Source organism: bacterium, assembly GCA_036504735.1.
GTDB lineage: Bacteria > Electryoneota > RPQS01 > RPQS01 > RPQS01 > DASXUQ01.
Window position 1 is genome coordinate 777609 of record DASXUQ010000005.1, and the last position, 12209, is coordinate 789817.

General features: G+C 57.8%; 11 protein-coding genes. 1 reads left to right on the forward strand and 10 read right to left on the reverse strand.

Going from position 1 to position 12209, the window contains the following annotated elements:
* Position 1: 1 nt before the first annotated feature.
* The gene (locus VGL38_05060) at positions 2-2170 is read right to left on the reverse strand and encodes a choice-of-anchor D domain-containing protein (protein HEY3294783.1); all 2169 of its coding nucleotides are present in this window, start codon (positions 2168-2170) and stop codon (positions 2-4) included.
* A 449-nt stretch (positions 2171-2619) separates the two neighbouring features.
* Here VGL38_05060 and VGL38_05065 point away from each other — a divergent pair, with 449 nt between their 5' ends.
* Positions 2620-4038, forward strand: coding sequence for a T9SS type A sorting domain-containing protein (locus tag VGL38_05065; GenBank protein ID HEY3294784.1), 1419 nt, complete (start codon positions 2620-2622; stop codon positions 4036-4038).
* Between the two features lie 112 nt (positions 4039-4150).
* Here the strand turns inward: VGL38_05065 and VGL38_05070 are convergent, their stop codons facing one another.
* The 9 genes from VGL38_05070 to VGL38_05110 all read right to left on the reverse strand — a co-directional run bounded on the left by VGL38_05070 (position 4151) and on the right by VGL38_05110 (position 12164).
* On the reverse strand, positions 4151-4702 hold the full coding sequence (locus VGL38_05070) for a DUF6305 family protein (protein HEY3294785.1): 552 nt from the start codon (positions 4700-4702) through the stop codon (positions 4151-4153).
* Between the two features lie 28 nt (positions 4703-4730).
* Entirely contained in the window at positions 4731-5891 is a 1161-nt protein-coding gene (locus VGL38_05075; protein ID HEY3294786.1) for a succinylglutamate desuccinylase/aspartoacylase family protein, read from the reverse strand.
* Complete coding sequence (locus tag VGL38_05080) at positions 5888-6055, reverse strand: hypothetical protein (protein ID HEY3294787.1); 168 nt, start codon at positions 6053-6055, stop codon at positions 5888-5890. The genes VGL38_05075 and VGL38_05080 overlap by 4 nt, the downstream gene beginning before the upstream one ends.
* Before the next feature lie 9 nt (positions 6056-6064).
* A complete protein-coding gene (locus tag VGL38_05085; protein ID HEY3294788.1) occupies positions 6065-6934 on the reverse strand; it encodes a hypothetical protein in 870 nt (289 codons plus the stop codon).
* Between the two features lie 53 nt (positions 6935-6987).
* A complete protein-coding gene (locus VGL38_05090) occupies positions 6988-7386 on the reverse strand; it encodes a DUF1801 domain-containing protein (GenBank protein ID HEY3294789.1) in 399 nt (132 codons plus the stop codon).
* Between the two features lie 9 nt (positions 7387-7395).
* Complete coding sequence (locus tag VGL38_05095) at positions 7396-8670, reverse strand: TRAP transporter large permease subunit (GenBank protein HEY3294790.1); 1275 nt, start codon at positions 8668-8670, stop codon at positions 7396-7398.
* A 69-nt stretch (positions 8671-8739) separates the two neighbouring features.
* The gene (pgsW, locus tag VGL38_05100) at positions 8740-9738 is read right to left on the reverse strand and encodes a poly-gamma-glutamate system protein (protein ID HEY3294791.1); all 999 of its coding nucleotides are present in this window, start codon (positions 9736-9738) and stop codon (positions 8740-8742) included.
* Positions 9739-9746: 8 nt separating this feature from the next.
* Positions 9747-11516 carry a gamma-glutamyltransferase gene (gene ggt, locus VGL38_05105; protein HEY3294792.1) on the reverse strand — a complete coding sequence of 590 codons (1770 nt, stop codon included), beginning with the start codon at positions 11514-11516 and terminating at the stop codon, positions 9747-9749.
* Between the two features lie 33 nt (positions 11517-11549).
* Positions 11550-12164, reverse strand: coding sequence for a hypothetical protein (locus VGL38_05110; protein HEY3294793.1), 615 nt, complete (start codon positions 12162-12164; stop codon positions 11550-11552).
* Positions 12165-12209: the final 45 nt, after the last annotated feature.

Consider the following 12209-nt stretch of genomic DNA (forward strand, 5'->3'; position numbering starts at 1 on the left):
TTTATTTGATGAGCGCCATCTTGCTCATCGCCGTGTATTCGGGCGAGGTCAGCCGGTAAAAATACAAACCGGAAGCCAGCCTGGAGCCGTCGAAGGTCACGTCGTGGCGTCCCGCAGCAAGAGTCCCGTGAACCAGTTCTTTCACCAGCCGCCCCTCAATGTCATACACCTGCAAGCGAACGTCGGTCGCGCGCGGCAGATCAAATGAGATCGTCGTGGTGGGGTTGAACGGATTCGGGTAGTTCTGCGCGAGGTGATAGGCCACGGGCAGTTGCAGCGGGTGATCATCCGCTGCCGCGGGCGTAGCCGTGCCGCTGACGTACATCGTGTCGGGAGAGTACAGCCCGTTGTGATGGATCAGGATCATCGCCTGGGCCGCGCCTTCAGCCGTGGGCATATAGCGCGGATAAAAGAACACCGTCTGGCTGGGATTAATGGTCAAGGGAAGATTCAGGCGAAGACCGAACGGCGCCGGGACATCCACGGAGGTGATCGTCAGCGGCATATTTCCGATCACGCGGACGGGCACGCGCGTACTGTCCGCGCTGCCGACCGGGACCGATCCGAGATTCACCGTGTTCGAGGTCACAAATTGCAACCACGCGCCAATCGCGACACCTGTCAAGGGACACTGTAGCGAGCCGCCCGGGCCGTCATGAGTAATGGTCAGCGTTCCTGTCTGCGTGCCCAATGACGCTGCGGTAAAGGTCACGGTAACGGCCGTGCTGTCATGCGGCGGAATGGAAAACGGCGCGGACGGTGATACCGTAAACTGCCCGACGACGTCAACGCCGGTAATCTGCCGCGTATTGGGCGAATTGTTGACGAGATAGGTCGTCACATTCCGCTCAACGTGCACGGTAGTGGTGTCAAATTCAATGGCACTCAGAGACAGATACGGATCATACAAGTTGTAAATCGTGAATTCCAACTGGTAGAGTTGCACCGCGTCGGAGCCTGATCCCACCACCCTCGCCTTGTAGCTCGCGCCTGAAGCCGGAACCGGGTACCGGAAGATGCTCTCGGCTTCCCCGGCGGCATGGCTCGTGGATTGAACCAGCAACGTGTTTCCGCTGGCATCGTACAGCGCCAGATCAAGATTCAGACTGTTCAAGGTATTGATCGGCGTGCCCGCCGAACAGCTTCCATCCTGGTTCTGCTGACCGTTCAGATACGTGCGGCCGACGGGCTGCAGAACAAGGTTGAAGCCCTTTCCAGCCGGAACGGCAAAGGAGTAGTAATCGATGTCACTGGTGTGGTCGAGTCCGACGGTTTGGACGGTGCTGTCCTGAGACAGACTGCCAAGGGGCGTGGCCGTGGCGGCCGTGTTGTTCGGCTCGTAGCGGTCGCCATAGTTACGCTGGCCGGCGCGGATATCATCGTGCTGCGGGCCATCAAAGGCCGACGTGTAGAACGGCTCCAGCAGTTTGGTCTGCTCGATAGGACAGACGTGCTCGAGACCAAGACCGTGGCCGTGCTCATGGGCCAGCACGTTGCGCAGGAAGATGTAGTCTCCGCCCGCCTCCGCCCAGTTCTCGGATGCATCCAAAACCATGTCGCCCATATCAGGGAAGAAGTCATAGGCCAGCACATTAGAGGCACCGTCCAGAGTCTTGGAACCGATCCGGACGTCCCCACGGGTACCGAGGATTCCTCGCGAGTTGCCAAATGCCGCGCCGTCATCGGACACCTGTACATAGCGCACGCCGCTGACATTACTCCACTCAGCAAAGATCTGTGCAAACTTGGCCTGCCAGACCGCCGGGCTGCCGAACAGAGCGTTCATCCGCGAAAACAGCACACTGCCGGAAGATCCCCAGTTATCCGTTATGGTTGTTCCATCGGGGATAAAGCTGTAGGTCAGGGTAATCGGATGACCATCCGAACCGGTGTTGCCGTTGGTCGCAGTCTGACTCCAGCGTCCACCGAGGAAGTAATCGAGAGCGCCATGGCCCCAGATCGCCCGCTGCACACTGGCAACCACACTGTCAGGAGTTCCGGGGGCAAAACAGACATCCATCGGAGACAGTTTCGAATCGGAGGCCGCCTCGGTTTGGACCGGAGCGGGCAGAATGAGGCTCAACGACGGTTGGGCGGGACGATAATATCCGCCAAAAAACACCGCGAGCAGGAGGCTGAGGCTTAAGGTGGGCAGCGCAAAGCGTCTCATGGATGAATCTTCCGTTAGTTGTACACGATCAACTGTTTGCACGACGCGAGGCAGACCTCGCAGGGCTTCCTAAGTTACGGCAGAATTTTGACGTGTGCAAGTCCCGCGGAGGGAAATTGATAGGTCTCCAGCGGCGAGTCACAAGACATAACAGTTGCCGATTGGAAAGAATATGAATATTATAATTTTTTCGGAGCAATTCAGTGTTTCGATGATATGTAGGTCTCTGATTCTGCTCCATGCGGTCCATCTGTTTTTAAAAATCGTAAATCAGAGTTGATTTTTAAGCTTGCATAGTTGATATTATATTGTTTTTTAGGTAGGGTAGAACATAATCCAACCTGACGCAGTCGTATAGTGGTGGATCTGCGGTATATCCCTGATAATTCATCGTTTATAACATATTAAGGCCGTTCCATGTGGGCGGCAGAAAACCATCGGGAGCTGCTATGAAGATTTCCAAGACATTGTTGTTCGCCCTCTTCTCGTTGGCGTTGGCAGGAATGGCATTCGGCCAAGGATCGATTTCCATCGCCTATTCCAACGACAATGGCAATCCACCTTTAGGGTATCCGTGCGCCATCCCCCGCACTGCCTTTGCTCAGGGAACGATCATCGCCATTTACTGGGACGCCAACGGAAATGGCCCCGATGATACAGATGTGCAGCCCGTTGTGTCTCCCGACACTGCCGCCAACTTCAATACCCAAGTGATCAACGGCGAAGATATGGGTATTGGTGGGGATGGCTACTTCCTGTTCGATGGCTATTTTCAGGTCACTATCCTGCCGGAAGTCCCCCGCTATTACCTGCAAATCTCCCGGCCCGATCCCAACGGCGTCTGTTGGCAATCCGATGTGTTCACTCTGGTCCAGGGTCCGCAGGAATGGTTGATGACGCCTGCCGAATGGCATTGCGTCGGCACTCCGTGCCACGTTACAGGTACGGTTCCGGCCGCTCCGACCAATGTGACTGCCACCGTAGATACGCGTTGCTTGTCGGTCCAGTTGTCATGGCAACACCCCTTGACCAATGAGTCCGGATTCAACATTTATGCAGATGGTATCCACGTCTACACGGCCAATCCGGATTCCTTGGCAGCGACTCTTGCGGTAATAACCGAAGGCCCCCGTTCCTACTATGTAACGGCTATCAACAATGTGGGCGAATCCGACACGTCGAATCACGCTGTAGGCAGCACCTATCTGGTTCGGTTGAACGATGACACTCTGACCAACGTCCACGGCGACAGTCTGCATGGCCGAACGGTTACCGTTTGGTTCAATCAGCCGCCCGACACGACCCCCGGCCCCTGCGACTTTTCAGCCGATATCTGGCTGCTGCGTGACATTTCCCCCAGCCACATCGGTACATGGGCTCGCTTCGGCACTGCCCCAATCGCTCACGATTCGTCGACAGATTCCATGAGTGTCATTTTGCCCAATGACACGACCATCAACTTCTGCCGCCTGCTTCTGGTGGATAGTTCCTATGGCGCTGCGGTCACTTACACCGACACAACAGATTCCGTGTTCCATCTTGGAAATCCGTTCGCGACGGGCTTGCCGGGCTTCCACAGCGTGGCACCCAGCTCTTTCGATCTCGCGCAAAACTACCCGAACCCCTTCAACCCCACCACTCAGATCGAGTTCTCGGTTCCGGTTCAGGCCGAAATCCGCATCAAGGTGTACAACATTATGGGCCAGGCTGTCCGTACCCTCGTGCAAGGAACGTATCCTGCCGGCATCCATAAGATCACGTGGGACGGCAAATCCGATGCAGGCATCTCCGTCGGCTCCGGCGTCTACATCTATCGGATGGAAGGTCAGAAGTTTACGCAAGTGAAGAAGATGCTTCTGATGAAGTGACCCTTCAGGGTCATCCTGACGCCGGCTGCGGCGGAAGGATCTCAAACGGTACGAATAAGAAAGGGCGATCCTCGCGGATCGCCCTTTTCATAGTCAGCCGTTCAGTCTTGAGTTACTTCGCGTCGTAGGCCTGCTTGACGATGCCGGCGATCTCCAAAGCATTGCTCGCGGTCTGCAGCGGGATCTGCTTTTCTTCGGCAATCTTCGTAAAAAAGCCGTCATCATTGCCGCCCTTAACCACGATAATCTTCGCCGCATTCTCGGCGCCAATCTGGTTGAAGGGATCGGACAGCGCGCCGCGGCGGTTCATGCCGCCAAGGTGCACAGCCAACACCGGCACATTGGCCTTGTGCGCCGCGTCCAGCAGGGCGTTGACCCGCGCGGATTCGTCTTCAGCGCTGATCTTCGCCGCGCCCAGTCCCTTGCTGCTGCCGCCGATCACCACAATCAGCGAGCCTTTGCCTGCGACGTCCGCGGCCTTGGCATCGGGCACATAGGAAAAGTTCAGCGAATCGCGCGTAAGCAGGGTCTTCATCATCAGTACGTCGGCACTCTGGCCGCAGGATGTCAGGAGGATCGGTTGGGCGAAGCCGCCATCCGCCGCAAAAAGCGGCAGCGCCGCCGCCAGAAGAAGGACGGCTGTTACCATCACACGTTGTCTCATCGTCGTTGTCCTTTATCGTGAGATTCAGTTACCGGGATCGCGGCGCCAGAAATGCGCCAAGTCCCCGAGTCTGCACTTCGTCATAGGTGGGAATGTCGGAAACCTCCATCGCCTTGTCCGGCTTCACAAAGGCCAGGCCGTCCATTAATGCGCGCACTCCGGCTAAATGCCGTCCCACGCGCACGCCGACAGGAATTCCCGTCGAATCGTACGGCACGCGCAGCAGATTGGCGCGGGCGGCGGACAAATAGCAATCGTCCTTGCCGCTTAATATTTTCTCCGCGGACGTCCGGCTGCGCAGGCGGCCCTGCATAATGTTTGCCGACTCCATCAGCACCGCCAGTGCAGGCGTGGCATCGCCCAGTTCGCGGTGAGTCAGTCCGTGAAAATTCTGCGGGGACGGTTCCAAATTGAAACTCAGACCTTCGCCCTGCAGCGTGAGATTAGCTGTAGCGGCAAGGTCCATCGCCTTCTCGTGGGCGACAATCGCGTTGATCACCGGATACTCGGGCGAAGCTTCATGCAGGTCAATCACCAGATCGGCCTTCTCGGCATTGACCAGAGAAGTAATGGCAAATGCCGCGCGCTCGGTAAAATTGCCGTCGGACCTGCCGGGGAAAGCGCGGTTCAGATTGCGCGTTTCATTGCCCGAGAGTTCCTGCCCGGACGGATGATGCAGGTAGACTTCCGGATCAGGCCATTGATCAAGCGGATTCGTAAAACGGCAACCCATGCGGAAACGGCGCGGTCCGCCAGCCGTCGCAATCTCGAAGCTTGCAGGATGCCCTTCGCCGGGCTCGGTCTGAGTAAAGGCCGAATGATTCGCGCGAGGCAGAACAATCAGCCGTCCGCGAGTCACGGTAGCATTTTCCAGCAGCACATCCGCCGCCAGCACTCCGGCAACTTCATTGGGATGGGTCCCCCCCAGCACCACGGTGGTCCCGCCGGATTCCTTGCCCTCGAAAATATACACGTCTCCGTCGGCCCGCGTGCCTTTGATGCCCGCAAAATAGTCCGACAGATGCTTGTGCGCGGTCATCCCCTTAGACGGATACAGCGGTTCATCGCGCCACGCCTTCAAAAAATCCCGCGAGGCCATCGCACACACGCTCAACACCACCAGCAGCAGCACAATTCCCGTGTAGGGGCGCACAGCCGTGCGCCCGTCTTTTGTTTCCGCGTTCGTCATTTGATCAGCAGCACCCGCAGCACAAAGGGAATCAGGGCCAGGGCTGCCGTGACTTGCACGCGCCAGTCCTTGCCCCGCAGCAGTTCGCGTACGAGCAGTACACCGGTCGCAAGCGCGATCAGCCAGTAGCACCAGAAGAGAACTATCGAGAGAATATGATACATGTCGTTCGGTTATTCGGCGGGGGCCTCGACCGGCTCCGCCACAATCGCGGATTCTTTGACCAACAGCTTCGTGTTGCGGATATACCAGCGGAACATCCACGTCATGAACCACGGCATCCACGTACCCCAGAGGATGAAGAGGCCGATGACATTCGCATGGTGGATCTTGTCGAAATCGAATCCGGTCGCGGGAGAAAACCAGCTCAGCAGCATCGTCCCCATGTCTGATAGTGTGAGGCCCGAAACCAGAAGAATGAGCAGCAACGGCAAAACGAAGAACAGAAATCCCAGACCAAGTAGTTCAAGGGGCTTTCCGACCCATTGCAGTTCCGCGTCGTCGCTCTCCATATGCCGGTAGACCCAGCGCTGAATGGCCACCTGCACCCACGGCCAGCCAACCACTGTGAATACGGAAGCAGCGGACAGCACCTGCAAACCAATGTACGTTCGCGGGCTGCCCGTGAACCGAAACCCGATGGAGCCGCGCAGCCGCAGCCCTTTGGTAAACCAGCGAATCACCACCCATGATACCCACGCGCCCAGCAGCAGCGACACGATCCCCAGCAAAGGTCGAAACACAGGGTCGTGCACCTGGCCCCGCATGAGATCGAGAATCCCCAGCGGCGGAAACCAGTACCAGATTTCCTTCGGACTGCCGTCGAAGGTAAAGACAGAACCATCATCCGGATTGACCTTGCGCGCCAGCCAGCGGCGAAAACTGCGCTCCCACCATGCCATCGGGATGGAAAACGCAAGGAACGACACCAGCCAGACAATACCCCACCCCAGCATGTCGAATCCGTCCCCCGAGAAGCGCAGCTTCACATCGCGCAGCGGTTCCCCGCGCAAGCCAATGCTCGAGCTTCTGTCCCCATCCATGTTCAGCTCCTTCAGAATAGTGGGAGGAATGTGCCGAGATTCTTCAAGCGCAGTCAGCGCTTGCTCTGTTTCTGTTCCGCCCGCAGCTCGTTATCTTTCATCCGGGCTTTGACGATCTTGCGGACGAGCGACGCAGGAAGCGGATTATCGACCGAGAAATGGATGGTCGTCCCGGAAATTGTGTAACGCTCGAGATCGCTGCGTAACGTCTTCAAAAGGGCTTTGCTCACGGCATACAGGCTGCAATGGTTTTCCCACGCCGCAAAAAAGAGCAAAGGTCCGTGATACTTGAACGCCGGCATCCGGTAGCTGATCACCTCTTCAGCCTGGGGTGCGGCCGCTTTGATGGTCTTCCGAAGCTTCTCCAGCATACCCCGCACATCGTCGGGCAACGCCGCAAGATAGGAGTCTACATCCTTGGCTACAGCGCTCTGCGCCGGTGTCTTCTTCATACTGCCGCCTTAGCTCAGTCCGAGCAACTTCCCAATCGGGTTCGCCAGCAGGATCATTCCCATTCCCCACAGAATCGAAAGGACAATGGGAATCAAGCAGAACTTCAGAATGCGGTTTGGGGTCTCCTCCACCACGGGCGCAGACAGGACCACTGCAAGCCGCGTGGGAGGAAGAAAATCGCCGACAGATGCGAGGAGCGACAGTGCCGCGGCGACAATAATCGCATTCTGCTGAAGCAATGCCAGCAGAAAAGGCACGCCCAGCACGCTCGACGAACCATAGGCAGACACTCCGCCGAAGAACGGCACGAACAGCGCCATGCTTACATACTGCCAGACGCGCGGCAGTTCCAGCGTGTGCACTACAATGAAGCCGCGAGCGCCGGTGAGCGTCAGAATCTGAATGAACATGCCGATACCCGCCAGCAGACCGACAATCGGCAGCGCCTGCCGAATTGCCCACGTGAGAGCGCCATCGACTTTCACGCGGTCTCCGGTGAACAGCCCCAGCACTCCGGAAAGCACAAACATCAGCGGTACGCCGATGTACGGCACATATTTGGGAAAGGATTTCGCGCCGAAGAGCAGCGCCAGCAGGAGCAACAGCGGCAGGAAGAGCTTGAAGCCGTGGTCCGGATAGCGCGATGGCGGAAGGTTATCCAGCACATCGGCATTCGCCAGACCCTTGACGTGTTTTCCGGCAATCACAAATGCGCAGACCAGCGCCAGAGGCACAGCCGCAATGAGCAGCGGCCAGCCGAAACCGACATAAGGCATATCCACGCCCGAGCCAATGATCATCGCCGCAATGTTCACCGGCGGGGCAACCATTCCAAAGAAGGCCGCGGTGGCGATAAACGCTCCTGCCCGCGCGCGCGGCATTCCCGCGCCGATGAGCACCGGAGCAATCATCGCGCCGGTAGTGAGCACGCACGGTGCGGTCAGCCCGGTCAACATGCCGGGAAACATCACAAACACCGTCAGCAGCACCAGCAGCAGGCGCGGCCATTTGCCCAAAGAGCGAACCGTGACCGTATTTAGCGTTGCCAGCGCGCCGGATTGTTCGAATACCGCCATGAAGAACAGCGACGTTACCACCAGCAATATCGGGTCGAGATAGAGCATGGTCCCCTCAACCAGATGGCGGATGGCTAATCCTTCTCCAGCCACCAGCGCACCGGTAACCGCCGCAAGGGCCAACGACAGCCCGGTCGGTAAACGCAAAGCGAACACTCCCAGACAGAGCGCCGCGATCATGACAAGCAGAGTCCAGCCTTCAGTCACCGGCAACTCCGGGATTGGGGCGGACACATTGAAGTGGGCTCAGAAAGAAGGTGCACGTGAAAAAGACGCTCAGTTTTTTTCGGCGGGCTTAGGCACAAAATAGAGGGCGGACACGCCAATGGGTGGCGGTTCAGGCGGATCGAAAGGGATTCCGGCGGACACAGCAATGTCTTCAATGTGCAGCAGGTTCAACACAGGCACACCGTCCTCGAGGAAATCGAAGATGATGCCTTCCACTTCATCCGGATCCTCGTCCCGGCCCAGAGAATCGAGAAACGGCTCAATCCACCCACCGGGCAGATCACGTCCCTCTTTGCCGCCCAGCATCGCTTGATTGCCGCCGATGTTAATCAGCAAACCGTAAGAGCGCGGATTGCCGAGTTGTTCGCGGCGCAGTACCGCCTGTTTGCGCGCCGAGGGAGATTTCAAAATCGTGTAGCCCAGCCGCTCCGCTTTGGTACGCAGCATCCAGCGGCTCTCTTTGGAAATTCCACCGCCGACATCTCCCGATCCCCCCAGCGTCACAAAATTGCTGTGACTTTTCAACAGATGCTGACGGACCAGATAATCTTCTATGTCCACCCAGGTGAAGTCTTCCTGATTCGCGCCGTAACTCGACGCGCCCAGCGAGCAGACGCGCAGCGAGGCTACGTTGAGCGTCTCCAGCGCCATCAAGACGGCAAGGTTCATACCCGGAAACGATCCGGTCATGGTCACCAGCACCGTGTCGCCGGTGCCGATGCCATGATCCACCAGTTCGCGCACGATGTACGCCGCAAAATCCGGATTGGTGGCTGTACGCTTGGCTTTCAGGTTGCCGATGGTCGTAGTGATTCTCGAGTACTCCACACCCACCAGCCCCGTACGATGGGGATCCAATTCGGCATCATAGAGTCCCAGCGCCAGCTTGTGGGTATACAAAGCTTCTTCAGCGGCGCGGGTTCGCTGCGCCGCCTTGATCATCAAAGGATAGGCTGCATGGTGACGCTGCTCGGCAAAGCAGACCACGGTCCAGAGGACCGCAAGACCGGCGAGCAGGAATCTGCAGCGTAAGGTAGAACGGGACATGGTGCCTATCAATATCCGGCGGGAGCGCCGTCACGGCGGGGGTCCGCCGCACCGGTGAGCATGCCGGACGTGGTATCAATGCGAATGGCGTGTACTCCGCCAAAGTAGGAGTTGGCCGTACCGTTGGGGTAGACCTTCCACCCTTTCGCGGCCAATGTTTTCAAGGTAGTCTGCGGAATGCGATTTTCCACCACCAGCGTCTTGCCCGCGGGGAAAAAACGCGGCGCATCAAGCGCCTCATTCAGCGGCATCCCGAAATCGAGCAGGTCAATCAGCACCTGAGCCAAAGTCGGCGCGATGCGCGGCCCGCCGGGAGAGCCGATGACGAGGATCGGCTTGCCATCTTTCCGTACAATCGTCGCCGCCATGTTGGAGGGAGGACGGTGGAACGGCGCAATCGCTTTCGGCCCGGATGGCTCCGTTCCGAAATCTCCCATGTGATTGTTCAACAGCAAGCCAAGTTCCGGCACCATCAGACCTGCGCCGTAAAAATAGTTGATGGACTGCGTGAGGCTGACCATGTCGCCCGAACTGTCGACCACTACCAGATGCGTAGTGTTGCCCATGCTGAACGCCCGCACCGAATCCATGGCAGTGATCTTATCCGGAACACTGTCACTCTTCATGCGATGTCGCGCTTCAGCCGTCCAGGAATCGGAGAGCAGTTCCTTGGTGGGGGTCATGTTATAGTCCGGATCGCCGATCCACGAATCGCCGTCCTTCAGCGCCTGCCGCGAAGCTGTGGCCAGAGTTTGTATATAGTCCGCGCTGAGATGCCCCATGGATTTCAGATCCAGCGGCTCAACGAGCTTGAGAATCTCGAGCAACATCGTGCCGCCACTCGACGGCGGAGGCAGCGTAATAATCTCATAGCCGTGGTACATGCCGCGCAGCGGCCAGCGTTCCCGCGCACGGTAATACATCAGGTCTTCGCTGTCGATAAAGCCGCCGTGAGCTTTCACGGTAGCCGCCACCTTGTCACCGATGGGCGGAAAGTAGAAATTGTCCAATCGCGTCTTGGACAGGAACCGTAGCGTTTCCGCCAGGCGCGGCTGCCTGAGTTTCTGTCCCGGTTGCAGTGGAAGATTGTCCGACAGGAAGACCTTGGCTAATCCCGCCGTGTCCGCCTGAATATCGGCCAAATGATCAAGGATCATCGCCGACTGCTTTTCGGACACGGCATACCCCGTATCCGCCAGCGCAATCGCCGGAGCCAGCAGTTCCTTCAGAGGCCGCGTGCCGAAGCTGTTGTGCATCATCTGCCAGCCGGCAGGTGCGCCGGGCACAAGCACGGACGTCGCGCCGCTGCGCTGCACCAACCGCAGCGTGTCCTTCGGATCGTTGTATTTAGCAATGTCGATACTGTGCGGCACACGCTCGCGATAGTCGATCACCGCGAAACTGTCATGCTTGGCATCATAGTACAAAAGAAATCCGCCGCCGCCGAGGCCCGACGCATGAGGTTCAACTACATTGAGCGCCGCCACGGTCGCCACCGCCGCATCCATTGCATTGCCGCCTGAAGCCAGCACATCGCGCCCGACCTTTGCCGCCAACGGATGCGCACAGACCACCATCCCCTTGTTGGCCGAGAGTGGGACCGAATGCGCAAAGTTGGTGTCCACCGGAGCCGGAGCAGCCGATGGTGCAGAATGCTTCGGAGCCACAGCCGCCACAGGCTTCTTCGCCATCGGACCGGGCGCACAGCCCGTAGCGAGCAGAGCAATCAGCAATATCGGGCAAACAGCAGAGACGGCAAAAAGGCAGCGTGGCTTCATGATTGGGTCGCTTGGGAAGGCAAGTGAGCGGACCTACGGCTTGAGCCGCAGATAGTGGATGGGATCGGCATAGAGCTGATCGTCTTTCTTATGATCGGACAGAAAGTCGCGCAGCTTGGAGGTAGAGGAGGTGATGACTATCGGCCCGTCATCGGCGACATTTTCAACATCCAGCCCGCGGAGCTTGCCGGCCTCGGAAAGTCTGCGAAGCTCTGTATAATTAAGATACTGGATGGACAGAGTGTCTTGGTGGATGGTGTAGCGGATGATCGCATGCATGGGGACAAGCAACATCTGCTCGAGGATTGGACTCTTGGATTCTTGTACATCTGCCGGGCGGACATCCATGAAGGTCTGGTCATCAATGTTCGTCAGCAGCAAACTGAGGGAGCCCGAGCGTGCGGAATCACTCAGAACACTGGGTCCTTCAGTCACATCAAACTCCAGATTATCAATATTTTCCCCAGAGATCCGCAAGGTATCGTGGCCATTTGCCCAGCCCCCCACCAGCTCTTTATCGAAAATCCTCTGGTTCAGCGCAGCCAGCGGATGGATGGACGCGACGTAACATCCTGTAAGTAGCAGGAGTAATAGGCTACCAAACGCGAACTTACCAATATACGCGAGAAACTGCTTGACCGTCACCATATGGACCTCCGGACAGATGCTGCGGGGGGCTGATTTCCAGCTTAT